At 42.7% G+C, this 26,340-nt stretch carries 23 protein-coding genes and 2 tRNA genes; 11 read left to right on the forward strand and 14 right to left on the reverse strand.

The window, feature by feature from the left end; translation table 11 throughout:
• Positions 1–47 precede the first annotated feature (47 nt).
• The gene (locus GZK95_RS07610) at positions 48–2,087 is read right to left on the reverse strand and encodes a methyl-accepting chemotaxis protein (RefSeq protein WP_075715761.1); all 2,040 of its coding nucleotides are present in this window, start codon (positions 2,085–2,087) and stop codon (positions 48–50) included.
• Between the two features lie 91 nt (positions 2,088–2,178).
• Here GZK95_RS07610 and GZK95_RS07615 point away from each other — a divergent pair, with 91 nt between their 5' ends.
• Positions 2,179–2,679: an NlpC/P60 family protein gene (locus GZK95_RS07615; RefSeq protein WP_075715762.1), complete on the forward strand. Its 501-nt coding sequence runs from the start codon at positions 2,179–2,181 to the stop codon at positions 2,677–2,679.
• Positions 2,680–2,694: 15 nt separating this feature from the next.
• On the opposite strand, the gene GZK95_RS07620 is transcribed toward GZK95_RS07615, so the two are convergent.
• The gene (locus tag GZK95_RS07620; RefSeq protein ID WP_075709532.1) at positions 2,695–3,039 is read right to left on the reverse strand and encodes a DUF3802 family protein; all 345 of its coding nucleotides are present in this window, start codon (positions 3,037–3,039) and stop codon (positions 2,695–2,697) included.
• Positions 3,040–3,334: 295 nt separating this feature from the next.
• Between GZK95_RS07620 and GZK95_RS07625 the strand changes: the two genes are divergently transcribed.
• A complete protein-coding gene (locus tag GZK95_RS07625; protein ID WP_075709531.1) occupies positions 3,335–4,201 on the forward strand; it encodes a fructosamine kinase family protein in 867 nt (288 codons plus the stop codon).
• Between the two features lie 242 nt (positions 4,202–4,443).
• The gene (locus GZK95_RS07630) at positions 4,444–4,647 is read left to right on the forward strand and encodes a CPXCG motif-containing cysteine-rich protein (RefSeq protein WP_075709530.1); all 204 of its coding nucleotides are present in this window, start codon (positions 4,444–4,446) and stop codon (positions 4,645–4,647) included.
• A gap of 42 nt (positions 4,648–4,689) precedes the next feature.
• On the opposite strand, the gene GZK95_RS07635 is transcribed toward GZK95_RS07630, so the two are convergent.
• Complete coding sequence (locus GZK95_RS07635) at positions 4,690–5,307, reverse strand: riboflavin synthase subunit alpha (protein WP_075715763.1); 618 nt, start codon at positions 5,305–5,307, stop codon at positions 4,690–4,692.
• A gap of 271 nt (positions 5,308–5,578) precedes the next feature.
• On the opposite strand from GZK95_RS07635, the gene GZK95_RS07640 reads away from it, so the two are divergent.
• Both GZK95_RS07640 and GZK95_RS07645 read left to right on the forward strand, forming a co-directional pair.
• Complete coding sequence (locus tag GZK95_RS07640; RefSeq protein WP_075715764.1) at positions 5,579–6,949, forward strand: MATE family efflux transporter; 1,371 nt, start codon at positions 5,579–5,581, stop codon at positions 6,947–6,949.
• A gap of 144 nt (positions 6,950–7,093) precedes the next feature.
• A complete protein-coding gene (locus GZK95_RS07645; RefSeq protein ID WP_075715765.1) occupies positions 7,094–8,074 on the forward strand; it encodes a DUF3080 domain-containing protein in 981 nt (326 codons plus the stop codon).
• A gap of 2 nt (positions 8,075–8,076) precedes the next feature.
• Here GZK95_RS07645 and GZK95_RS07650 read toward each other — a convergent pair whose 3' ends face one another.
• Complete coding sequence (locus GZK95_RS07650; RefSeq protein ID WP_075715766.1) at positions 8,077–8,928, reverse strand: DNA ligase; 852 nt, start codon at positions 8,926–8,928, stop codon at positions 8,077–8,079.
• A gap of 634 nt (positions 8,929–9,562) precedes the next feature.
• On the opposite strand from GZK95_RS07650, the gene GZK95_RS07655 reads away from it, so the two are divergent.
• The 5 genes from GZK95_RS07655 to GZK95_RS07675 all read left to right on the forward strand — a co-directional run bounded on the left by GZK95_RS07655 (position 9,563) and on the right by GZK95_RS07675 (position 12,901).
• Entirely contained in the window at positions 9,563–10,474 is a 912-nt protein-coding gene (locus GZK95_RS07655) for a glycosyltransferase family protein (protein WP_083626300.1), read from the forward strand.
• 144 nt (positions 10,475–10,618) lie between these two features.
• Positions 10,619–10,695: transfer RNA gene (locus GZK95_RS07660), tRNA-Val, on the forward strand.
• 41 nt (positions 10,696–10,736) lie between these two features.
• Positions 10,737–10,813: transfer RNA gene (locus GZK95_RS07665), tRNA-Val, on the forward strand.
• 215 nt (positions 10,814–11,028) lie between these two features.
• Positions 11,029–11,421, forward strand: coding sequence for a flagellar protein FlaG (locus tag GZK95_RS07670; RefSeq protein ID WP_075715768.1), 393 nt, complete (start codon positions 11,029–11,031; stop codon positions 11,419–11,421).
• Positions 11,422–11,443: 22 nt separating this feature from the next.
• Entirely contained in the window at positions 11,444–12,901 is a 1,458-nt protein-coding gene (locus GZK95_RS07675; RefSeq protein WP_075715769.1) for a lipid-binding SYLF domain-containing protein, read from the forward strand.
• A 377-nt stretch (positions 12,902–13,278) separates the two neighbouring features.
• Here GZK95_RS07675 and GZK95_RS07680 read toward each other — a convergent pair whose 3' ends face one another.
• The 10 genes from GZK95_RS07680 to tssI all read right to left on the reverse strand — a co-directional run bounded on the left by GZK95_RS07680 (position 13,279) and on the right by tssI (position 25,458).
• Complete coding sequence (locus GZK95_RS07680) at positions 13,279–13,575, reverse strand: PAAR domain-containing protein (RefSeq protein ID WP_075715770.1); 297 nt, start codon at positions 13,573–13,575, stop codon at positions 13,279–13,281.
• A gap of 33 nt (positions 13,576–13,608) precedes the next feature.
• The gene (locus tag GZK95_RS07685) at positions 13,609–14,745 is read right to left on the reverse strand and encodes a hypothetical protein (RefSeq protein ID WP_225623986.1); all 1,137 of its coding nucleotides are present in this window, start codon (positions 14,743–14,745) and stop codon (positions 13,609–13,611) included.
• A gap of 116 nt (positions 14,746–14,861) precedes the next feature.
• Positions 14,862–16,007 (reverse strand): hypothetical protein, encoded by a 1,146-nt coding sequence (locus GZK95_RS07690; RefSeq protein ID WP_161987202.1) that lies wholly within the window; start codon positions 16,005–16,007, stop codon positions 14,862–14,864.
• A gap of 44 nt (positions 16,008–16,051) precedes the next feature.
• Complete coding sequence (locus GZK95_RS07695) at positions 16,052–16,351, reverse strand: type VI secretion system PAAR protein (RefSeq protein ID WP_151148851.1); 300 nt, start codon at positions 16,349–16,351, stop codon at positions 16,052–16,054.
• Positions 16,352–16,383: 32 nt separating this feature from the next.
• The gene (locus GZK95_RS07700; RefSeq protein ID WP_161987203.1) at positions 16,384–17,523 is read right to left on the reverse strand and encodes a hypothetical protein; all 1,140 of its coding nucleotides are present in this window, start codon (positions 17,521–17,523) and stop codon (positions 16,384–16,386) included.
• Between the two features lie 44 nt (positions 17,524–17,567).
• Complete coding sequence (locus GZK95_RS07705; protein WP_075714195.1) at positions 17,568–17,867, reverse strand: type VI secretion system PAAR protein; 300 nt, start codon at positions 17,865–17,867, stop codon at positions 17,568–17,570.
• Positions 17,868–17,900: 33 nt separating this feature from the next.
• The gene (locus GZK95_RS07710; protein ID WP_161987204.1) at positions 17,901–19,043 is read right to left on the reverse strand and encodes a hypothetical protein; all 1,143 of its coding nucleotides are present in this window, start codon (positions 19,041–19,043) and stop codon (positions 17,901–17,903) included.
• Positions 19,027–22,839, reverse strand: a complete 3,813-nt coding sequence (locus tag GZK95_RS07715; RefSeq protein ID WP_075715562.1) for a LysM peptidoglycan-binding domain-containing protein — start codon at positions 22,837–22,839, stop codon at positions 19,027–19,029. Before GZK95_RS07715 ends, GZK95_RS07710 begins: the two co-directional genes overlap by 17 nt.
• A gap of 2 nt (positions 22,840–22,841) precedes the next feature.
• Entirely contained in the window at positions 22,842–23,378 is a 537-nt protein-coding gene (locus tag GZK95_RS07720) for a DUF4123 domain-containing protein (RefSeq protein ID WP_075715561.1), read from the reverse strand.
• Entirely contained in the window at positions 23,371–25,458 is a 2,088-nt protein-coding gene (gene tssI, locus GZK95_RS07725) for a type VI secretion system Vgr family protein (RefSeq protein WP_075715560.1), read from the reverse strand. The genes GZK95_RS07720 and tssI overlap by 8 nt, the downstream gene beginning before the upstream one ends.
• Positions 25,459–25,951: 493 nt before the next feature.
• Here tssI and GZK95_RS07730 point away from each other — a divergent pair, with 493 nt between their 5' ends.
• The gene (locus GZK95_RS07730) at positions 25,952–26,269 is read left to right on the forward strand and encodes an STAS domain-containing protein (RefSeq protein ID WP_075707437.1); all 318 of its coding nucleotides are present in this window, start codon (positions 25,952–25,954) and stop codon (positions 26,267–26,269) included.
• The last annotated feature ends 71 nt before the right edge of the window (positions 26,270–26,340 follow it).

Below are 26,340 nucleotides of genomic sequence, written 5' to 3' on the forward strand. Positions count from 1 at the left end.
CTCACAATATGCAGTCTAAAAAGGAGCCATCGGCTCCTTTTTTACTTTTAATTGATTACTAATCGGTATTTATGCAGCATCGCTTGCTGGTCACTGGCAATTTGCGATACTTGTTGAGAACTCTCAACCATAGATTCAAGTTGCGCCTTGGTGGCTTCACCATGTTCTGAAACCTGTGCGATTGTCTTGTTTACATCTTCCGTCGCTTTTGCCTGTGCCTGCGTTGCGCAAGAGACTTGTTCAAATCGATTGCGAATCACACTAACCGAACGCTCAATATTTTCAAAGGTATCTTTAACTTGATCACTTGATTCTAGGACGACTGCCATTTCTTGTCTTGTGCTCTCAACCGCCGCTCGAGAATGTTCCGCCGACTCGACTAACTCATTCATTCGCTGGCGAATATTTCCCGTTTGCTTGGTCGTATCACTTGCCAATTTACGCACTTCATCGGCTACAACCGCAAACCCTCTCCCTTGATCGCCCGCACGAGCCGCTTCTATGGCTGCATTAAGCGCCAGTAAGTTAGTGTTATCTGCAATACCGGAAATCAGGTCTACCATCTCACGTATCTGTTTTACTCGTCCGTCAAGCTCTATCATCGAGGCTTCATTTGCCAAGAAAGTGGCTTCCAGCGCCTTTAGGCGCGCACTACTTTCACCAATCACGACCGCACCTTGATTAGAATACTCAACCGCTATTTTAGATTCATTAAACGAATCGTTTGTCACGCGTGAGATCTCTTCGATCGACGCTTGCAACTCGCTCACTGTCGCCGCCATATTGAGTAAAGCATGATTCTGCTTATCCAAACTATCATTGGAGCACTCTGCAGCGTTATGGCTGATTTCTGCGGTTTGATAAAGCTCTTCACAGTTACGCGTAACCGTCGCTAAAGAGCGATTGGTGGTAGTAATTAGCCTATTTAGGCGTCGAGCAATATGTTTGATCTCACTAGGCCCGACCAAGGAAACCTCGGATGAAAGATCATGCTCTGTCATACGATTTAGGCTTTGCAGTATTTGCTTTACACTGCGATTTAACCATCTTCGCAACACAAACCAGAGCATCAAAATCAATAGAGCGATCACAACCGCAGAATAGACCAAGGTGATATTCGTTGTTGAAATAGTGTTTGTGACCTCTTTCTGTCTATCACTGATTAAGTCTTGAGCGGTCGTTGAAACTGCATTCAGTAACTCAATCGTCTGCTCTGTGATGCTTTGAAACTCAACGACTTGTTGCTGTTGCAACTGAGCTATTTTCAGTTTAGCTAGAATTTTCTTTAACACTCCCTCATCCGTAAAGCCAGCCTGTACCATTTCGTAGGGCGCTGTCAGGCTTGTGTAGTCAACGATTTCAGGATGCCATTGCACAAAATCATCGTAAGCTAGCGTAACTCCGGCCATACGATTACGCATTTCTTTGTACTCTTGCTCCGCTTGGCTTAACTCCGATTGCATCATCATGACGAGAAAACTACTTTCCATTGAACTTGCGCTGGAAATAAATCGATTCGCCGCATCGCTTGATTCCGGATTATCGTATGACAGAAAAGAACTGATTCGATTCATTTCAGGTCCAATTGAACTCAAACCATAGCGAAAACTGGTGACATCTGCGTCGATACTTTGTTGCATCATCAAAAGGCGAGATTGTGAGCTTAGAATCGTATGAGTCATTTGATTGAGATGCGCAATGTTCTCTTCTAACTGCTGTAACTGCTCAGAAGAAACCGCTTGGTCGTAACTGGTAGCGATAGTGGATACCTGTTCGATTTGATGAGTGCTGCGTTCTATCAACTGATTAATTGCCGCCTCATTGCTTTGTAACGCATTGTGACTTCGAACTTGCGTTGCATAGCTGAGTTGCTTAGTCTGTTCTAATAGTGTTTGAGTCAACTGCGCGTTAGTCGCAGAAAGCGGTAAGGCTTTATCTGACAGGGTTTTAAAATGACCGCCTACCCGCTCAAGCCCTTGATTACTGACCAAAGACAAGCCGATCAATATAATTAGAAAGCAGGCAAACAACAGGCTGATTGATTGGATTATTGAGACTGACGACTTAGATAGATTTGAGTGAGTCATAGCATCCTAGCATTGAGTAGTTCGAAAGTTTACTCAACGCAGTGTAAGGATGGATTATTACAGCTAAATGTCACAATAGGCATCGATTAATATGATAAAAACGGACGTCATTATTGGCTTTTTCAAAGCTGCATTACTTGCAGCATTTCTATCTGCTTGTAGTAGCAGTCCATCGCCAAATAGCTATGCGAATAAACCACTCAGTGAATACGAACAAAGCCAAAGGACCGCATATCTCCACTTTTATGGTAAGTGGCAAGGGGTACCCTATCGCTTGGGTGGAACATCTTATCGTGGCATAGATTGCTCTGCGCTGGTTCAAATTGCCTACCAAGATGCGGTCAATTTGCCATTGCCTAGAACTACGGCATTGCAATCAAAGGTTGGTGTTGAAATTGATTATGATGAGGCTCGCGTGGGCGATTTGTTCTTCTTTAAAACATCGCGCACAACTCGACATGTCGGAATCTATCTCGGGAATAAGCAGTTTATGCATGCCTCAACATCCAAGGGAGTGGTGATATCAAGGATAGATAACCCGTACTGGGCAGATGTATTTTGGCAAATCAGGCGAGTCGATCCTCGCCTGTAACACTCAATGGTTTCGCTAGTCGTATTTCGCGACTGCAGTATCAAACAGGTTTTTGACCAATGCAATGTACTCGTCGAGGAAAGCGATTTGCTCGTTAGTGGCTTGGCGAGTCCATGTGCCCGCAAGCACTTCACCCAAGTCAGCAACCACTGAGTCGGCCTCTTTCAATAGTTTAAAACGAACACTAGAATGCAATTCTGGATTTTGCTCGAATATCGCCATGATGTTAGACGCGACCATATCTGTGACGACATCTTCGATACTTTCTTGACCAGTGTCGCCGTCCTCATTTGAAAATACATCGAGATTGGATGATAGATACTCGATTAATGCTAAGTATCCTTCTGTCTCTACGACCATTTTCTCTCCAAATCAAAAGTGTTTTATTTTGCTTATATACTAAGGTATTAGAGTCAAAATTAACAACCGTTAGACTAATTACTCGCAATTATTGTTGTATACCCGACAAAATGACTCTGATTGGCTGGCTATTTTTGATCGCCTAATCAAAGACATTTCGCCGACCCTGTTCACAAATTGCACTATTTCATCCCGTAAACTGAGCAAATGATTGAAATCTTTGCTCTCGAAGTCGGAATTGCGCTTGTCTATCTCCTACAATAGATGGAGAGTTGGACAGAGTAAGGGGTTGGTTATGTGGCAAGCAATTTCAGAACAATTGTCTGAGACACTCATGTTCTCATATGTGATTCGTGAAAAAATAAAGCTAACTGGGGGCGATATTAGCGAAAGCTACATGATTAGCGACGGTGAGCAACGTTACTTCGTCAAAGTAAATCAACGCAACTTCCTGACTAATTTTGAAGTAGAAGCGGAGAACATCCGTATTCTCAGAGAAACCCGAACCGTGTTTGTCCCAGAGTTGGTCGATATTGGTCATACAAAGCACAACTCATTCCTGATCCTCAACTATCTACCGACTAAACCTCTTGAAAGCGGTGATGCCAGTTACCAATTTGGCAAACAGTTAGCCGAACTTCACCTTTGGGGAGAGCAGAAAGAGTTTGGTTTTGATCAAGACAACTATATTGGCAGTACTCTTCAACCCAATCAATGGGAAAGAAAATGGTCTCGTTTTTTCTCTGAACAAAGAATCGGTTGGCAGTTGCAACTGATCAAAGAAAAAGGCGTCACTCTGGTCGATATCAGCGAGTTCACTCAGTTAATAAAAGAATTATTGGCGAACCATCAACCTCGCCCATCACTATTGCATGGTGACTTATGGCACGGTAACGTTGCCAACTCAGCGTTCGGGCCTATTTGTTATGACCCTTCTTGCTACTGGGGTGATCGAGAATGCGATATTGCCATGACTGAGCTTTTCGGTGGGTTCCAAGCAGAATTTTACCAAGGGTATGAAAGTATCTCCCCCTTAGATACGCGCTATAACGAACGCAAGCACATTTACAACCTCTACCATGTATTAAACCACTACAATTTATTTGGCGGACACTATTTGGAAGAGGCGCAATCGCTAATCGATCGAATAAAAGCGTATTAACCCGTAGCTTGCACTTTGTGAGCAACACCAACAATTTAAATGAACACAATTGCATGATTTTGTGTACATGCGCATTGCAATCAATCGACAGTTAGGATCTTCAGCGAAAATTACTGCCGACAATCAAACTTTGCACTTATTTCACAACCATTACTAACTTACAGACCTAATATTTACATGAAAGAGAATCACAAGTGACGCCTCTTCGAGTGGTCACAATTAGGAATATACGAGGTAAGTCTATGCGCAATTACACAGATAAGATGGTTTCTTGCCCGCACTGCGGACATTCAATTGGCATTACCCTCGACGCATCAAACGGCAATCAAAATTTTTATGACGATTGCCCAGCATGTTGCAATGCTATCCACTTCAATATGGTGGTCAACGAGCAGATGGATACAATTGAACTCACTATCGATGCAGATGATGAGCAAATCTTTTAAAACCCAAAGTTAAAGAGCGCAATGCGCTCTTTAACTTTGTTGTCAGCGTATTAAGTTTCTGTCCGCCAAAACGCGCTCAACAGTATCAACGATTGCTTGAGTGCTTGGGTCAAATTCAACATTCACCCACTCCCCTTGCTCTCTCTGACCAAATAAGGTTCTTTCCAGCGTTTCAGGAATCAAGTGCACATTGAACTGATTATCGACGACTTCGCCAATGGTCAACGAACAACCATCGAGACCAATATAGCCCTTAGCTAACACGTACTTCATAGCCGGCTGCGGCAACTCAAACCAAATGGTGCGGTTGTTTTCACTATCGATGACTCGAGTGATTTGTGCCTGCAAGGAAATATGCCCAGACATACTATGCCCGCCAATTTCATCACCGAACTTGGCAGCACGCTCTACGTTTACTGAATCCCCCACATGCAATTCACCGAGATTTGTTAACTTTAACGTCTCTTGCATGAGGTCAAAGCTCACCTTTTCGCCATCAATGCTTGTGACAGTCAAGCAACAGCCATTGTGAGCGACAGACGCACCAATCGCTAGGTTTTGACTCAACTCTCCTTTGAGGACAAGGGTATGGGTTTGAAAATTGGTCTTTTTATCAATGGCAACGACTTCTGCCATTCCAGCAACGATACCTGTAAACATGCTCTCTCCTAACGGTTGGGGGAATGCTAACTGTATTGTCAGTTTTGCATTTTGAACTAACGAAAATCAAGCGACGATTCAAATTGTTTCTGTATAATGCGCTGTCTTTTATCTCGAGTGACAATATCAACTCGCCGTTGAGTCCGTTGCAGCGCAAGCCCCTCGCTCATCTTTGTTGTACCGAGGATCCGTTGAAAACGATCCACATGTGTTGTTTAGCCGTTGTAAAAGCAAACGAGTACTACTTTTACCCTCTTTTGGAGTCCTTTTCGTGCATCGTTACAAACAAGAAGCCGCGACGCTAATTAAATTAGCTACCCCTGTTCTTATCGCTTCTGTCGCTCAAACCGGTATGAGTTTTGTCGATACCGTTATGGCTGGCGGCGTAAGCGCGACAGATATGGCAGCGGTGTCCATTGCTTCAAGCATTTGGCTACCATCGATTCTTTTTGGTGTTGGTTTGCTAATGGCGCTAGTGCCTATCGTGGCGCAGCTCAACGGTTCAGCGAAATACCAAGATATTCCCAACGAAGTACAACAAGGCATCTACATGGCGTTGTTTATTTCGTTGCCAATTATTGCGGTATTTTTTCAAACCCAGGGGATCTTGCGTCTAATGGATGTTGAACCCTCGATGGGAAGCAAAACCATCGGCTATATGAACGCCGTTATGTTCGCTGTTCCTGCTTACTTATTGTTTCAAGCGTTACGCTGCTTCACCGATGGTTTATCGCTGACAAAACCCGCAATGTTTATAGGTTTCGTTGGGTTATTGTGCAACATCCCACTCAACTGGATTTTCGTCTACGGTAAGTTTGGCGCACCGGCACTTGGTGGTGTTGGCTGTGGCGTGGCGACAGCCATTGTCTATTGGTTGATGTTTAGTATGATGTTGCTCTATGTACTAACGGCAAAACGAGTGGCGTACATAAACCTGTTTGGCGCACTGCACAAACCTCGATTGCAAGCTCAAGTGCGCCTGTTCAAATTGGGCTTTCCTGTCGCTGCTGCACTATTTTTCGAAGTAACCTTATTTGCGGTGGTTGCATTACTTATCGCGCCACTTGGGCCGATGATCGTCGCTGCGCATCAAATTGCCATTAACTTCTCGTCGTTAGTTTTTATGTTGCCAATGAGCATTGGTGTCGCAACCAGTATTCGCGTCGGTTATCGCCTCGGTGAGCAACAAGTAGATCAGGCAAGAGTTGCCTCGCGCGTTGGGCTCTTTGTTGCTCTTGGCTTGGCGTCATGTACCGCCCTATTGACGATTGTTCTGCGTCAGCATATCGCGGTACTGTATACCGATAACCCTCAAGTTATTGCTATTGCGCTGCAACTTCTGCTGCTCGCCGCGATCTATCAATGTACGGATGCGTTACAAGTCGTCGCAGCGGCAGCATTGCGTGGTTACAAAGATATGGCGGCTATTTTTAAGCGCACGTTTATCGCCTATTGGATAATCGGTCTGCCAAGTGGCTACATTCTTGCAATGACCGACTGGATCGTTGAGCCTCTTGGGATACATGGCTTTTGGTACGGTTTCTTAATCGGCTTGACCTCAGCAGCAATAATGTTGTGTGTCAGACTGCGTTGGATTCATAAACAGCCAGCAGAGTACCAACTGCGATCATTAACGCGCTAAACTACAGGTTAAAAGGTCAGTGTCACTGACCTTTTTTATTGGAATTTCGTACACTTTAGTAATACGGTCATCGACAACTCGTCTGTTTTTGCAGATCGCGGGACTTTGATTGAAATTGCAATGTTTACTTGAAACCATACCATTATGAAATATTGGGTTATAAGCCTTGCCCTAGTGCCTCTAGGTTGTGACTTTCATCGTGACCCTGTTGATGCACTATTTGAAGATTACATAAACCGAGTTGCTAATGTGCAGGACGAGCGCGCGCTCCCCCTTTTACCCAACCAAAGTGTCTTGTTACCAGATAAAAGGGACTTAGCCCTGAGTATCGAGCCGATTACGATTGGTTTGCTCGACAGCTATGAGCTGAGAAAATGTAGTCTGTTCAATTTGATTGCGGAGCGAAACTCTGTACTAGGCAAAGTGCAAGATCAGTTTAGAGAATTTGACTTTCAAATCGCACTTCGCAAAGGAATCACCAAATGTCTTCAATCTGAGCATATTTCGACTGAACTCAAAACCCAACTGAACGCTATCTACCAACTTAAGCAAGGCCAATTACCCAGATATTCTGCCAACCTCCTATTTACTAGCGATGCAATGCGTCAACAGCTAAACGGCAATGAATGGATTGCACTGAATAACCAAATAACCAGCGGGGAACTGATCCGTGCCTATGGAACGCTGAACGCAATGATAGAAACGCAGGATCGAGACAGTTCTTATAACCTAGCCCTTCACCAGGAAGTGTTTGAGAAAGTGAACTTAATGGGACAGCTATGGTTTTCTCTGCACAACGCCAGCAAGAAACTTGCCCGCGTTACTGAGCAATTGCAGAAATTTGATGACAAAATCATCTGCCAATCGGGACGCGACACCACCAAATTTCGTTACCTTAACAACGTGTTTAACCATATATATATTGAACGTGTACAGCCTTATATGGCCCGCTTAGACGCTCATTACTTTAAATTGTCTCCTTACATAACGATATTGGAGAACACCCATCCAGAATACCGCTATCCGATTCGAGCTGCTCATCAAATGTTTCGCGATGAAAGTCTGGCACATGTTAAGTACTGGCAGGAATTGTTTGAGCGCTGCGGCAAAAACGTTACCCGCTAGCGCTATTCAACTTTAAGCCGAACAAAGCGAGCAAACCGTGGCAGATCTCCGCTCGTTAAACCGTTATATCTAAAAGTTATCAAAGAACCTATTGGCGGAGGTTGCATGCGTTGCTGGTCGGTAAATCCTGTGCCGATATAGAACTCTTTCCCATCTTTCCATCGCACTAACAGTGAACCGAGCATTCCCTTATATTTGCCACCCCCGACTTTATAACCAATCACGGTCGCCTCATCATCGAGATAGCGTTTTAGTTTTAGTAGATCTGAACTGCGTCCAGCCTGATATCGACTCGACGTTTTGCGCAACATAATGCCTTCACCTCGTTTTTCGTCAACGTGGTCGAGGTAATCGATAAGATCATGTTCGGACGGTATTGGTTGATGTTCCACGTACTTAATATGTGGTTGGTTCAATTGCTCAACTAAATAGACAAGATTTGCATAACGTTTTACATAGTCTCCTGCTGAATGCGGCAAATCAAACAACATAAAGTCAATACTACGCCAAGCGCTATCTGTAGGTTGATGATCAAGTACTGTTTGCTGAACTAAAGAAAAATTGCCCCTCCCTGCCCATAACTCACCTTCGACGGGGAATGTTGGCAATGCCGCAACAAACCAATCTGGTGCATATATTGTGCGCCCCTTACGAGTCAAGAGCTGGCGGCCATCCCAAATTGCGCGAATACCGTCAAGCTTTTCACTTTGCCAATAGTCGGTGATATCAACACCTTGTTGGTAGATATCAGCCAATACCACTTGAGGGAGGGCTTGAGTCATGGCGGTAGTATCGGCACTAGACTGCCCAGCGAGCATTAAGCTGACTGCAATGGTTGTGAGTTTAAGTTGCATCGTTGACTCCAAAACCGGTTATTTTCACCCTCTAAAGTAACGAAACCTTAGTGATACAGAGTATGAAACGTGCGTGCAGTGACTCTCAAAACCACCGCTTGATGGGGTTACAAATTGATTCTCAAAATAAGAATATCAATCCGAAATATGCAACCTAACGAGCAGAGTCTATCTATTTCATTGTTTCTATTGGTTTTATATATATGGCACATATTGTGATTGTGTTTGAAAGTCGTTCACAATTTTTGGGGTGTCATCATGTCAACACCATTGAAACAACACAAACCGAAGCAACAAGCCACTTTATGTTTGGTCTCGTACCCCTCACTTCGCAAAACGCGAACGTTAACCACTATACTTAGACAAAAGCGCACGAGACACACCCTGCCAAAGATGCGCGAAGAAGCGTCAATGGCATACAGTTGTTCAGCACTTTCAATTCTTTTGGGAGGTGTTTGAGGTGCGAGATCTTATTATTGTCGGCAACAACCTAGCCAATCTACCCACAGCGTCGGTTGAGGTGGTCAAGTGTTTGAAAAACGTAGCGCGAGTCATTTGGGTTAACATCAACTATTGTAGTCCAACCGCTAGCTTTAACGGCGACAGACCTCTTTTGTCCCTGCCTAGAAAGAGGATGGATGAGGTCCAAAGCCTCACGCTATCAGTTAAGCTTGCCCATGATATCCCAGGCAGTTCTGTGATGGGCACCACTGGCGCGAAACAGCAGATTCTTGCACAACTTCATCCGTTTTTGCGCAAGCACCATGTCTCACGACCTCTAATTTGGACATCAGACTTAAACATCGCGGATATTCATCTCAGCATAGATGGGGCTTCTCTGGTTTTCTATTCAGATAGAGAATTTGATAATAGCGCGACTGAAATGATGCAAGAATTAGCGATGATACAACACGCCGACATCATTTTTGGTGCAACAGAAAAGATTTGTGCCCGTTACCCTTCAAGCAAAACCTTCTTATTACGTCACGGTGTTGATTTGAAGCTATTTTGCTCACCCACTTCAGCCGCAAATGATCTGCCACGTAACAAACCAGTAGCGGGCTATTATGGGAGTTTGGATCACAGTATCGACTATCAAATGCTACTGCTCTGCGCACTCAGCACTCCCGATTGGAATTTCGTTATTTTGGGCAAAAATACGCTGCCTTACTACCCTTTGCCAAAACTAAACAATGTGTTTTACCTAGGTGATAAAGAACATCGACAACTACCGAGTTACAGCCAACATTGGCAAGCATGCCTTTTACCTCTAAACACACCCCGCCCTTGCGCGGACGATATTGAAGCCAAATTGCTTGAATACTTAGCAGTGGGGTCTCCTGTAATTAGCTCTGCCCAGATAACGGATAGTCGTTTTAATAAATATATTAATCACGTGGACAGCGCTTACGAAATGAGCAATGCGCTCAAACTCGCCGCATATGAACCTAAAGGTTCGGCTGATATTGTCTTTAGTGACTGTTGGCAGGTTCGAAGTCGTTATGTCGATAACATCTTAAACCGTTACAGCTTGTCAAACCTCTGATGTGATATTAACCACGTTTCCAGCCTTATATTGAGCGCATTTTAGGCAAACAGAACATAACTAAGGCAAACAGTTCAAAAACCTAGAATTTACGCTTGCACAGCCCCACAAGTGTGGGTAATATCCATCTCGTTCTCAAGGTATGGGTCCGTAGCTCAGTTGGTTAGAGTACTACCTTGACATGGTAGGGGTCGGCGATTCGAGTTCGCCCGGACCCACCATCCCTTCTAGCTTGGCTAGATTTATCGAGAACAAACAATTTGGGTCCGTAGCTCAGTTGGTTAGAGTACTACCTTGACATGGTAGGGGTCACCAGTTCGAATCTGGTCGGACCCACCAAATTGGTTCTTAGGAACAAACAACAAAGCCCGCTTTATGCGGGCTTTGTTGTATTTCACGTTTCCACTCTTATATTATATGCATTCAGGTTAATTTCGAACCGATAGCATCATATACCTCGTAAAAACAACATAATCTGTCCAGTTCCCCAAAATACACCTAAAACTTTTATACCCTTTTCGACATATTATCGATTGTATTTTGAGGAAACTAGTATGTCATTAACCGTCAACTCTCACTCTGTTTACGTTCCGGAGCAGAACATCATTAAGCCAGAACAAGTCGATAGCCTAGTGAAGAAAAGTGTTGATGATGTAATCACTGAACAGTACACCTCTCCCTCAATACTGCCGATGTTTTCAAATGAAAATAGCGTCCCTACTAATCAGATCAAGGTCGCCAATATTGCGGAGTATCTTAATGATCGACTTAGTGAGTTTAGTAGTGACTTATCCGCGGAAGTCGTTCAGCAAGGCGGAAATAAGTTTGTTGAAATAAAAGACACGGAAAATGGTGTCATTATCAAAAGGATTTCAGACGAACGATTACTCGATTATATGTCTCAAAGAGAGCACCAAAGAGGACTCTTACTCAACACCAAAATATAACCCCCTCCCTGTTAAAGCAAATATGACTAGAAATTTATGGCTTACTGTTCCACTCGTTCAATTTTTACTAGGTTGCAGTTCCAACCTTTCCCCAGAAGAGCGACAGACACATCGAGATAATATCGACCAAAAGTCTGTCGAAATCATCGATAAGTTAAGCGTTGATTTTGTTGAAGTTCCTGAGCAATTAGAACAGGCTCAAGGCTATGCGACGATCAGTATGTCAAACGTAAAAGTCCCACTCATTGGTGCAGGGTCAGGGCTAGGCGGAATCTATAGCAAAACGAGTAAAAATGTCACTTATATCGATGTCGAACGATATGATCTTGGGGCCGGTGTTGGTTTAGAAAGCTACGACATTCTGGCGATTCTAACTAGCGAACAAGACGTAGAAAGATTAAAAACAGGATATTGGCGTTTGAGTGCGAATGCTGATTACAGCATTGGTAACAGTAGTGCTTACAGTTCAGCAACAGTTGCTGGCGACGAGTTAGATACACACGTTTACCTACTGAATACAACAGGAGGGTCTGTAATTGGTGCAGCAAGATTGCTTTCAACTTCAGTTAATTATGATCTTACCGAATCAGGCTTAGGCGATACCAACTTACCCACTCACAAAATAGACACGGTTGATTCAGAAACCAAACCAGTGCCTAAGCAATGGGACAGAGCGCTTCCATTTTTCGCGCAAGAGGTTATCGATAAAGGATTTTTGCTACCTAAACCATATGGTGTTAGCGTAATTTACAGCAATACCTCGCAATATATGGATCTGACAAACTTAGATGTTGGTATCAATGGTTCCAAAAAATATCCAATCAACTTTGTTTCTTTTGATGATAATCAGAGCCATGCTACCACTCCACAAATCAAACTAGACGCTTGGTTGTTCCCGTTTATGAATGTCTTCGCCACATTTGGAAAGCTTTCTGGGAGTGCTGATATCGGTATTCAATTCAGTGGTGATGATCTTATTGAACAGTTAGAAAAAGATTGCTCGCGTCCCATAGGGAACCCTGTGTGCAGATTACAGGGGAGAGACGTAGGTGGCTTTGTAGAAGCGAGTTTGGATGGCTACAACTATACGGTGGGCACCATTTTAGCCACAGGTTGGAGTGGCTACTTCTTCACACTTCCAATCTCATTTACATATGCTGATATGACTAAAAACGATGCGGAAGGTTTAATTGTTAATGCATCCCCTCGTATAGGTAAAGTTATTCCACTGCAACAAGGCCGTTCAATCGCACTATATACGGGAGCCGCTTATCTGGATAGTCGTCTAACTTTGGTAGGTACTTACACGTTTGAAGGCATTGATATAGATTATACCGTTGACCAAGAAAATACAGATAAGTGGTCTGGCTTACTTGGGGCAAATTACAACTTCAGCCGAGATTGGTCGCTAATGATTGAATATTCATGGAGCGGTGATCGTAAACAACAGTTCATCTCAGGACTAACCTATCGCTACTAGCACTTTAGTTTTAAAGTAATTGCAACTGATCTTAGTTTATCGCCGTTTTTCACTAGGTTCTCCAAGCAGCATAAGTTGCAGCCAATCATTAGCAGCCTAAGCAACTGATACTTTTAAAGCACTCTTATCTTAAAACCCCAAGCAACAACGTACCAGTTGCCACATAACATTCACAGTAAATGTGCATGTTAAACTCCTCATACTTAGATAACTGATTGCTCACCTACATGTATCGCGTAGGTCATCATTAATGCGTCTGCGTATTGATTTTGTTGAGGGTGAGTTTAAACAATTCTCAAGCGGCGGCTTCATCCATAAAAGAGTAAGAAAGGCCGCTTGATGAGAGTGCAGTAAGTTCGCAAGACTGTTTATGGTAGCTAACCAATAATCACATCACCTGATCCCGTTGCGACGGTGCCACCACAGTCAATCGCATCGCCTACCCGAGCCGCTGGCATACCATTGATAAGCACCGAGCCTGATCCCGCGGCTATTGAGCGTCCATGAGAGCCGTGTGGTGTTTTGGGACAGGGACAACCATGCGGTGCGGCGGCATCCCCTATTGCAGCGGGAATCCCATTAATAAAAACATCACCACTACCAGCGATAATCGGAGTGGATGGAAAACATCCATGTGCTGAGGCGATATCACCTAAACGTGCAGCTTTGGGCATAGTAAAATCCTTCTCTTTATTAGGGGTAAGTGTTTATCTATCTACCCAGTTTGTTCTGTCTGTAAAGCGATCGATATACACCATTGGAGTTATCTGTTCAGTTACCTTCACAACTTCCGCATCAATCTTCTGGCGTTCTTTTTCACTTAATGAGCCTTCTTCATACTTCCTAGAAAACATATCATCACTTCCAGTTATAAATTCGAATATGGACGAATAAAAATAAATCTCTTCTTCCGAAAACTCTTTTTCAAATTGCTTTGCAAAAATATTTAGTAACCAAGTAACTGTATTCTGCGAACCTAACATAATACCTCTGTTGAAAAGAGGGTCATTGGCGTCAATCGTTTCCCATTGATACTCAATTAAGAAATTAATCGCTGGAATATAATTATGATTAGCCGCAATAGTCATCAGTTCGACTCCTAGTTTTTCTAGTTCAGGCGTGTTACCAATTAGTCTATCGTGCCTTCTATCTCTGTGAAAAATAGACTCTACATAGTCCATCATTGGTTTGTAGTAATGACCTTCAGCTAAACGAATAATCTCTTTAATGTAAAAATCCCGAGATTCACGCGTTTCTTCTGGGTTATCTATCCTTTGTCTCTCAAGTAAATAATACTGTGCACTTAAGTCGCCGTTAACTGCTAAGTCGTTTATCCCTTGTAGTGCTTTGTTCCAGTTCTCGTCAGAGCAAGTTTCGATGTCATCAGAGATATCGCCCCCCAGATCAGAGATTAACTGTGAGTTGATTGAATCTTTGTGAAAGTAATTACATTCTTCACCCTTGGATGATAACGCTAATGCTGCAAATGGGTCCCCAAGTTGCATCGCTTTGCCTAATAAGGTTATCGCTTTAACGCGCTCCTCGATAAAATCTGCCCCACCTCTTGCCATCCACACCATAGCTTCAGTGTTGCCTTTTTCAATCAAAGGCTCTAATATTGTTCGATAACCTTGACCTTGTTGTAACTTACTTAAATACTCATAGAGCTCATCTTCTGGTCTCACTGAAGATGAGATATAAGGATCGTTGGAATTTTTATTGATATTTTCTTTTATGTAACTTTCGAATAGTGGTATATCATCTTGCGGATCTGGTGCGCATGCCGAAAGCATAAATACAGCAAAGAACGTCACTAGACTTTTGCATAAATTATTTAAATACATCAACATTATCTACAGTAATTGGTGTGGGTGGAAAACATCCATGTGCTGAGGCAATATCACCTAAACGTGCAGCTTTGGGCATAATAAAATCCTTCTCTTTATGTAGGGGTATGTGTTTATCTATCTACCCAGTTTGTTCTGTCGGTGAAGCGATCGATATACACCATAGGCGTTATCTGTTCAGTTACCTTTGCCACTTCCGCATCAATCTCTTGACGCTCTTTTTCGCTTAAAGAGCCTTCTTTATATTTCATAGACATCAGAGTATTATTTCCGGTTATAAGCTCATGAATTGATGCATAGTAATAAATCTCATTTTGTGAAAACAGTTCTTTATCATGCTTTGCGAATATCAACAATAGCCATTCAATAGAGTTAGGCGAACCTAATGTGATTCCTTTATCAAAAAGATAGTTATTAGCCTCAATCGTTTTTCTTTGATATTCAATAAGAAAGTTAATCGCGGGTATGTAGTTATGATTCGCTGCAATCGTCATCAAATCGACACCTAGATTTTCTAACTCAGGTGTCTTACCCGTCAGTTGGCTATCTCTACCTTTTCTCTTTCTTTCAAAAATCGAGTCAACATAATCCATCATTGGTTTGTAGTAATGGCTTTCAGCTAAACGAATAATCTCATTAATGTAAAAATCCCGAGATTGACGCGTTTCTTCTGGGTTATCTATCCTTACTCTTTTAAGTAAGTAATACTGTGCGCTTAAGTCACCATTGTTTGCTAATTTTTTTATTCCTTGTTGTGCCTTATTCCAACTCTCTTCAGAGCAAGTCTCAATATTGCTTGGAATTTCTTCGCCCAAATCATTAGCAACCAACGAAGTTAATGATCCTTTACCAAACCACCAACACTCTTCTCCACCGCTGGACAAAGCCAACGCTGCAAGAGGGTCGCCAGCATTCATCGCTTTGCCGAGTAGCGCTATAGTTTCGCCGCGAACATTAATATCATTCGAGTTAGTTCGAGCTTTCCAAACCATCGCTTCTGTGTTTCCGTTAAGGATTAACGGCTCCAACGGTTCTAACGCGCCTCTACCTTGTTGCATTAAGCGAAGGAACTCATACATATCATCCTCCGGTTTAACGGAAGCTGATATATAAGGATCATCAGAGGACTTATCGATATTTTCTTTTATATAACTTTTGAATAGTGGTATGTCATCTTGCGGATCTGGTGCGCATGCAGAAAGCATAAGTACCGCAAAAAGCGTCAACGCACTTTTGTACACATTGTCGAAATAGAACATTATCTCAGTGCCCAGACTTTACTTGGTATTGATATCCTCTGTAACTAACCAATAATCACATCACCTGACCCTGTCGCGACAGTGCCACCACAGTCAATCGCGTCGCCTACCCGAGCCGCTGGCATACCATTGATAAACACTGAGCCTGAGCCCGCTGCTATTGAGCGCCCATGAGAGCCGTGTGGTGTTTTGGGACAGGGACAACCATGCGGTGCGGCGGCATCCCCTAGTCTTGCAGCAGGAATCCCATTAATAAAAACATCACCACTACCAGCGATAATCGGCGTGGGTGGAAAACATCCATGTGCTGAGGCAATATCACCTAAACGTGCAGCTTCGGGCATAGTAAAATCCTTCTTTTATTAGGGGTAAATGTTTATCTATCTACCCAGTTTGTTCTGTCTGTAAAGCGATCGATATACACCATAGGCGTTATCTGTTCAGTTACCTTCGCCACTTCCGCATCAATCTCTTGACGCTCTTTTTCACTTAATGAGCCTTCTTCAAACTTCCTAGAAAACATATCATCACTTCCAGTTATAAATTCGAATATGGACGAATAAAAATAAATATCCTCTGCCGAAAACTCTTTTTCAAATTGCTTTGCAAAAATATTTAGTAACCAAGTAACTGTATTCGGAGAACCTAACATAATACCTTTATTGAAAAGAGGGTCATTGGCGTCAATCGTTTCCCATTGATACTCAATTAAGAAATTAATTGCTGGAATATAATTATGATTAGCCGCAATAGTCATCAGTTCGACTCCTAGTTTTTCTAGTTCAGGCGTGTTACCAATTAGTCTATCGTGCCTTCTATCTCTGTGGAAAATAGACTCTACATAGTCCATCATTGGTTTGTAGTAGTGACCTTCTGCTAAACGTATTATCTCTTTAATGTAAAAATCCCGAGATTCACGCGTTTCTTCTGGGTTATCTATCCTTTGTCTCTCAAGTAAATAATACTGTGCACTTAAGTCACCTTTATCTGCTAATTTTTTTATTCCTTGCTGTGCTTTGTTCCAGTTTTCTTCAGAACAAGTCTCAATATTGCTTGGAATCTCTTCGCCCAAATCATTAGCAGCCAACGATGTTAGTGATCCTTTACCAAACCACCAACACTCCTCTCCACCACTGGATAAAGCCAACGCTGCAAGAGGGTCGCCAGCATTCATCGCTTTGCCGAGTAGCGCTATAGTTTCGCCGCGAACATTAATATCATTTGAGTTAGTTCGAGCTTTCCAAACCATCGCTTCTGTGTTTCCGTTAAGGATTAACGGCTCCAACGGTTCTAACGCGCCTCTACCTTGTTGCATTAAGCGAAGGAACTCATACATATCATCCTCCGGTTTAACGGAAGATGATATATAAGGATCATCAGAGGACTTATCGATATTTTCTTTTATGTAACTTTTGAATAGTGGTATGTCATCTTGCGGATCTGGTGCGCATGCAGAAAGCATAAATACCGCAAAAAGCGTCAACGCACTTTTGTACACATTGTCGAAATAGAACATTATCTCAGTGCCCAGACTTTGGTTGGAATTGATATCCTCTGTAACTAACCAATAATCACATCACCTGACCCTGTCGCGACAGTGCCACCACAGTCAATCGCGTCGCCTACCCGAGCCGCTGGCATACCATTGATAAACACCGAGCCTGAGCCCGCGGCTATTGAGCGCCCATGAGAGCCGTGTGGTGTTTTGGGACAAGGACAACCATGCGGTGCGGCGGCATCCCCTAGTCTTGCAGCGGGAGTCCCATTAATAAAAACATCACCACTACCAGCGATAGTCGGCGTGGGTGGAAAACATCCATGTGCTGAGGCGATATCACCTAAACGTGCAGCTTTGGGCATAGTAAAATCCTTCTCTTTATTAGGGGTAAGTGTTTATCTATCTACCCAGTTTGTTCTTTCTGTAAAGCGATCGATATACACCATAGGCGTTATCTGTTCAGTTACCTTCGCCACTTCCGCATCAATCTCTTGACGCTCTTTTTCACTTAATGAGCCTTCTTCAAACTTCCTAGAAAACATATCATCACTTCCAGTTATAAATTCGAATATGGACGAATAAAAATAAATATCCTCTGCCGAAAACTCTTTTTCAAATTGCTTTGCAAAAATATTTAGTAACCAAGTAACTGTATTCGGAGAACCTAACATAATACCTTTATTGAAAAGAGGGTCATTGGCGTCAATCGTTTCCCATTGATACTCAATTAAGAAATTAATTGCTGGAATATAATTATGATTAGCCGCAATAGTCATCAGTTCGACTCCTAGTTTTTCTAGTTCAGGCGTGTTACCAATTAGTCTATCGTGCCTTCTATCTCTGTGGAAAATAGACTCTACATAGTCCATCATTGGTTTGTAGTAGTGACCTTCTGCTAAACGTATTATCTCTTTAATGTAAAAATCCCGAGATTCACGCGTTTCTTCTGGGTTATCTATCCTTTGTCTCTCAAGTAAATAATACTGTGCACTTAAGTCACCTTTATCTGCTAATTTTTTTATTCCTTGCTGTGCTTTGTTCCAGTTTTCTTCAGAACAAGTCTCAATATTGCTTGGAATCTCTTCGCCCAAATCATTAGCAGCCAACGAAGTTAATGATCCTTTACCAAACCACCAACACTCCTCTCCACCACTGGATAAAGCCAACGCTGCAAGAGGGTCGCCAGCCTTCATCGCTTTGCCTAATAAAGCAATTACCTCTCCTCTATCTTCTATTTGATTTACTTTGCCTCGCCCCATCCATACCATAGCTTCGATATTGCCTCTCTCTATCAAAGGCTCCAATATTGTGCGGTATCCTTGTCCTCGTTGCAATTTTCTCAAATATTCAAACATTTCATCTTCTGGTCTAACATAAGATGAAATATAAGGATCATCGGATATTTTATTGATGTTTTCTTTTATATAGCTTTGAAATAGTGGTATATCATCTTGTCGATCCGGTGCGCATGCTGAAAGAAAAAACGCAACGACCAATCCAAATAAAAAGGGAGTTAGTCGACTATAAGTTAACATCATCAAGACTCCAGTTAATTATCTCTTCTTGAGTTTCTATTAGTTCCCAATGGTGATCTGCCAATCCTGTATCTTTTATTACTTTGGCATTTACTCCGACACCTTCATCTGAATTAGTTACATTCGCTTTACAGTAGGCATTGTATTTTTTTATCGTTGCTCCCAAGCCTACCGGAAAAATATAATCATATTGAGTCAGAACCATATTTTTTGATAAAAAAACCGAATATTCTGAGAATCTTATCTTAATGTCTTTATCTCCATATCTAGAAACATAATAAGCTAATCTAAACCAACTATCCTTGTAGCCCTCCCATTCTGCAACATGGTCTTTAGTATGTTTTGGTAGGCCATCCATTGTAATCAATGTCTCTTTCCATTGTCTTTGGTTTACTAACTCTGTTCGGTTTTTGTCCTTTTTAATCCATTCCATTATCCGTACAATTGCTTTTGCCTGATTAAGGTTATCTTGTGCAGCTCTGATTTGCTCACCTTTTGCACCCTCCCTGACTCCCGACTGAGTCACACTTAATGCTTTTAGCAAGTTTGCTAGTGTTTCTGGTGGAAGTGCCGCTATCCACGTTCTCATTTTAATTGTGAGCTTGGGGTCGTCGTTATTAATATTACTTGCCAAGAACGGCGCATACTCTTTGCTAAGTGATTGCTTTTTGTAATCTTGCCAAACATCAAAAGGGAGTAGCATGGCTTTTGCAAAAGTCAGTCCAAATGCGGTGGCAATCGTCAGCACATCATTCAGTAGCTCAAAGTCTTTGTTAATTCCATTTTCATCGGCCTCACCGAACGCCGATATTCTTCGAAACTCACTCTGTTTTAGTACCCCAAGTAAACAGTCAACAAAATCATTAAGGCTATTACCATTTAACTCCAAGTCAACAGAGCCACCGCAACCAACACCAAATACTAACTTAGCTTGAGCCGTAAAAATAAATACTCCACCCTGCATTTTAACGCCAAACTCTGCGCTTGCTCCAGCCCCTGCAGAAACTGCGGCTTTACCGGAGATTGCACCTAATTTCAGTTTGCTCTCCTTGTCATAAGTCACGCTTGCATCGTCTTGTTTCGTTTGACTAGGTGCGCTTTCAGGCTGTTGCGATTTGTTTTGCAACGCTTGAGGTTTTGGAGCTGGTTGTACCGATTGAACTAACTCAGCTTGCTTGGCGATAGGCGGAAACCAAAACGCTTCGGCAGTTAACACCCCCCCAGCTTCCACTCCCGCAAACACATCACCTTTAACCGCCGCCTCTGCGGCTACTTTAGCATTTTCAACCGTCGACAAATTGCTGCCTTTCGTTGCTCTCATATCGACTATATTGGGAGAAAATAGGTCTATAGTATTGCCTCTAATACCAAACCCTTCACCTATTTCAGTAGGCCCAATCGTAACACCTGCACTTAAGCTGCATGTCGCACCAGCTAAACCATAAACCGAGCCTTCAACAACCGCATATAAAAAGCCCGCCGAATATGTATGTGTCTTGCCAAGTTTATCCAGATAGTCAATGGTTAAATGATAAGGTTTTACCTCTTGTGCTGCGCCCTTGCTGTTTTCTTGCATTGGTAGGCAGAACTTAACGCTCAGCTGTCCTTGTAACGCAATTAACGAAGCGCTCATCCCTCCTGAAGCGCCTATTTGTTTGGTTTTTTTGATCAGTGAGCTGTATGAGTCAAGTGGTGTATTGAGTTGCGCTTCAGCTTGTGAAGTAAAGCGCAGGAACTGAACTCCTGCATCAACTGAGTATGCATCGGTCTTACCGTCTGGACCGACACCCTCTTGATAATGGTAACCCTCGCGCCAAAACGTTGAGTCATGCTTTGCTTCAATTTTGATAGGAAGTAAATCCATCTTGAGTTGAGCATTATCATTACTAAACAATTGCTTTAATGCATCACTCACTGTCACTGGGTCAAGTTCTTTTGCCCCTTTGGTCAATGGATTAACCAATTGGCTCTTGGAGGTAATATTGACCAAATGTGTATTTGCTTGATTAATTAGACGCCGATCATCACCAGGTATAAACCAAGCTGGTCCACGCAAATAGAACACTTCGCCATCTGATAAGAATGCACATTCTACGGCCTGTAGATCGTTATATCCGGCTTTATTACGAAAGCCTGGATTATTGACACGCTTGGGTTCAAACTTGTTCTCTAACCAGAGTAGTTTCATTGAGTTAGCCAGCTTCTTATCGTCGCTAGCAAAACTAAACTGTAATCCCCCTAACCCTTTTTCGGCATTGTTCGTCGCAATCCGCTTGAGCCTGTCCAAACGTGCGTTGGCAACTTTCTTAATCCAAAGCAACTGATTGAACAATGAGTCAATGGGCGTTTTCCCTGTCTCAAGCAGCTGAGTTAACGCTTGTTTATGCTTAGATATCGTTTCGTCGACTAAAGAAATTAACGCCAAAGTGGGGAAATATGCCCAGTTATAATCCACCTGATTGACCAAACTCTCTAAATCGCCCTGAGTCTTTGCACTTACTTTGCTACGAGCACTTCTGCTGTTGTCGGTATCCAATTGAGGCCCTGCTAGCTCTCGATAGAGGGCTTCAATTAATTTTTGATTGTTGATATCAAGTGGCTTGGCTTTACCATCTTCCCCTTGTCGCCAGTTGATGCCAGCTAACGCTCTCGGTCCTAGCGTTGCGCCACTTTCACCAAATAATTGCTTAGTGGTTAAACACTGCTCTTTGATAGCGTAACCATTTAAATTCAATACGTGAATGCTTTCAGCATCATAGTAATATTTGTCATTTCTTCTTACTATCGCGAGCTTAGGTTTATCCTTTAACTCTAACCAAGATTCCTGCATGCTCTCTTTCCAGTTTGAAAAATAGCTTTTGCCACTTGCCACGGAAAGAAACATCAACTCCGATTCTTTTTTACGCTTTGACCTTGCATTGCCTTTTAGGCTCTTCAGTGCATCAAGCACATTTCGTTGCTGCTCAGTCGAATAGAACTCTAACTTTTCAAGATAGACAAAGCGCGTCCCGTCACTAGAGACCTTTCCCTTAGCGTCCCGTTTGGCTTGTTCTTCTAACTCATTGATCGCATCATTTGTCGCTCGCAGTAATTCTGCACGAAGACTCAGATTGACGCCTTCTTCGTAGTAAGATTGGGATTTCGAGTTCGGTAAGTTGTAACTATTATATGACCTTCTATATAGCTTCAGCTTATATTGTTCTGCTAAGTCATAATCGAGTACTTCAGCAAAACTGAGTAGCGTTTCATTAGGATTTTTGCCATCACAAACGAAAGCATTGCTTTCTAAGGTGAGCTTAGCCAAAGCTAGGGCTTTATATCGTTCTAGATCCTGTTTCGAGTCAAAGAACTGCTCATGCTGCTTGAGTTCAAATTTAGAGAGTAATCCGGCTAACCTTAAGTTTTTCCGTGTTGTTTCTGCGTCTTCACTTACAATAGCAGCGGCCATTTTTGCCTTTTCTTCAAGTATTTTCTCTTTAGCTTCCGCTGATACAGAGTACCAATTACGCTTACCTGAAATCGGATCAGCAGGGACATACAAAATGTCCACCATGGGCTGCGGTTTAGAGCATGTGTCTGCCTTTTTCGATTGGCATGTGGGTACGTCTGGCAGCGGCCAGCGCTTATCTTCACCCGCGCTTTTTTTGGGGATGTTTAGTGTCTCGCCTTCAATAATTAAATCTGGGTTTTTAATCATTTCACTATTGAGTGAAAGCAACTGCTCTTGAGTCACATTAAATTTTAAAGCCAAAAGGCTTAAACAATCATTTTTTAGAATCGTGTACTGTTCTTGACTCATTACTACACCCATGTGTTAAAGATATCGGACATCAATACGTAAGGCTGCTGAGGTAACGCTGTAATAGCTCCGAGAAAATCCAATTGGTGACGTTCGCTGTTGGCGAACCAAATTACTGCTCTAGCCGGCCCCAACAATGTTGAAATATCATCATCATCTAAATCTTGATAGATTGGTTGCCAGAATGACCCACTATAAAAGCGGAGCACGCTTGGTTTACTGTCAATATGCGCCAAAAATAGTTGCTGAAGGTGGACTAAAAAGCCCTCTTCATCGCATTGCTCATCTAAAGCAAAGACTACTGAACTCGTATCAAAATCCTCAAAAGACAAGCACTCGAGTACGGCTTTGTCTGTCCCTAGATTTAACACAAGTGGACTATGTTCGATGAGATGTTGAAGATTAGCCGTTGCGAACAAGCGAAACACATTTTGAAAAGGAGCAAATTGGCTCAATACTTCCAGAGCATCAGGCACCCGAACCGTGTCGATTATTAGCCAATAATTTAAACTACCTGACGATGTTTGATAGCTATTCACAAGGGCAATCCTCTCTCGGGCAACTTCCATCCTGTTGCCTTTGGCAACGCTTGGCGATAGGAATATCCAATAACGACAAGCTCATCAACTTATCTGGCGTGATTTGCAATGGTAATGGGTTCTCTGGCGGAGGCGGTGATACTACTCCATTGGGTAACAAAGCCATTTTGCCGCCGTAACCACTACCGCTACCGGCACTACCGCCGGAATTGAGATTGATGGAAGCCCCTACAATATGGACACCACTAGCATCGATACGTAGGAAGTTCCCTCCTGTTTTCACCGTTAACTCGCTGCCTGCCTCAATCACAACTTTCGCACCACTTTTCACATGCACTTCATTACCCGATTGCAGTGCGTATAAGTCGCCTATTTTTTGATGCACACTACCGTCTACAATTTGGGTACAGTCTTGCTTAATCTGCGTGCGACTTTCGCCATTTACGACCAAGTGCTGGTTGCGATCAATTTGACTAAACCTATCGTTTTCAACTAAAAGATGTTTGTCGTGTTTGATGTGAGTCGTCTGGTCATTAAGGATATCTGCAGCAAAGTCTTTTTGAGCATGCATATAGACTTGCTCATTATTGACTTGGTCTTCAAAACTCAGTTCGTTAAACCCTTCGCCTTGATGTGTCTCACTGCGAAACACGGTCTTCGTTTTGTGCACAGGTAAGGAGTAAGGGGGCGTATTTGTCGCATGATACGTTCTCCCCGTAATAATTGGTTGGTCAGGATCTCCATGCAAAAAAGAGACGATCACTTCATGACCTATCCTAGGAATTGCCATAAAACCATATTGAGAGCCTGCCCAACCCTGCGATACTCTAACCCAACACGAGCTGTGCTCATTGCCAGATGAGTACCTATCCCAAGGGAAATGAACTTTTACCCGACCGTGCTCATCGCAGTAAATTTCTTCCCCATCAGGTCCAACAACAAAGGCGATCATTGGCCCATCAACTTGAGGCTTAGGTTGCGGTTCTGAGCGCCAATTTAAGTTGGCAGGAATAACTTTAAACTGATTATGATAAGTGGTGGCACCATGCCCGCCATCTTCCTCCAACGCTTGAGGTTGAGTGCCTTTATGCGTCACTTCCACTAACAGCCAATCACGGTTAACAGAAGGCTCCAAATTGTCTGTCAGATCAAACTTCACCCCTGCTTGCAGTGCGGGATGATTACTTTTACCTGATGCCGTATTGGCTTCACGTCGTAAGTACTCTAGACGATATTGGCTGAACGCTTTACCGCAAATATCGTCTTTATAGCGACCGGGATAATCATAATGCTCATATTGGCTAAGCTGATTAGCTAAGTCTGTACCAACTTGTTGCTGAGAAAAACCGTAGGTGGGCTTTTTAAAACTGTAGTCTTTTAACTCAAGGTGACTTGGCGCCGTTCGCTGGCTCACAGCAAAATGAGACACATACCTTTTGCGACTCGCTCCACCAGCCAAGCTGTTGTGAGTGACAGGCTCGTCGAGTTTGCTGACCAAACTGCTGTCATCGAAGAAAACTACCGAATGTTTGACATCCGTCTGTTCGATGTAATAACTCATACCTTCTTCTGCCGCTAAGCGTTGAACAAAGTCTAAGTCACTTTCTCGATACTGAACGCAGAACTCTCGTTGCGAAGGGGCATTTTTTAATGCAAAGCTAAACTCTTCAATACCCATCTCTTGCAGCAGCGTCGTGATAATTTCTGGCACGGTTTTTTGTTGGAATATACGACTATTTTGCCGCAATGATAACCGTGCAAGTTCAGGAACTAATACGAGCGAGTAAAAGGTATGATGATGACCAATATCGCCTCGAGTAAATTGGCTAACAATACCGTGCACATGCTGCACTGGTTCGTCATCCAAATGCATTATCAATGTGACGGGAAGATCCACTACCTGCTCGGCAACGATATCCTGCTGACGACTGCCTAACTGAATATGATAGCGTAAGCCAAAACAGGGTATGTCTCGCTCGAAGGTCGACTGAGAGATCGACTCTTTTCCTTGATAGCCAGTCACAACAAATGTGTCTTGTGGTAACCCTTCAACAGTGAGAGTAAATCTAAGCTTTGCCATCCAATCTGCCTTCTACTAATCCATTAACGAAACCGATGCAAAAAATTGCCTAACGCACAACCAAGACAAACCTCACTAAATGTCGTGAGGCTTAACCGAAGAATGTCAATAAAAACAAGGCTTCACAGCTGTTCAATAACTCAAGATACCGAGAAATCTCAAGCGATTAAACTGAGTCAAACAATCGTTCGACACTTACCATCAAATCCCGTGCCATTTTCCTTCCTATATAAATCAATTAGTTACATTGAGTAATTTCTAGGTTCAGGCAATATATTGCTTAGCTGAGCAGTTTTTTGCTCAACAAGATGTAAACGTGACTTACGCATCAAAAGTAGTACCAATCATCGTCACTATTTTGATTCTCAAAATGAGAATTTTCCTTCAGGTGGCTTTCTCACACCAACAAACACAACATAACCAATTGTAATTATTGTAAATATACACTTGGCACGTTAACTGTATTGCTACTGTCAAACTCAAGGAGAGCAGTATGGAACTACACAAAATCGAAACAAACGGCGAAACACTTACGTTAATTATCAATGGCGATTTAGATGCCGACGGAAGCCGAAGCGCTCAACCTCAAATCGACGATGTTATTACTAACCGGAGCCATAACGACGTCAAAGTTGACTTTCGAAATGTCCAATTTCTTGATCCTTCTGGTGTCGGTGCACTAGTTTATTTATATAAGCGTCTAGTTGAAAAGCAACGAAATATGAGAATCGAACATGTCAGCGGACAACCACTAGAGATTATTAGCCTACTCCGCATTGATAAAGCGATTCCTGTGAACTCTCATGATTAATAACAATATTAGGGAGTCAGTATGGTTGGTGACCCGAACACAAATAGGTATGGATACCAGTTAAATAAACA

The organism is Vibrio panuliri (assembly GCF_009938205.1).
Lineage (GTDB): Bacteria > Pseudomonadota > Gammaproteobacteria > Enterobacterales > Vibrionaceae > Vibrio > Vibrio panuliri.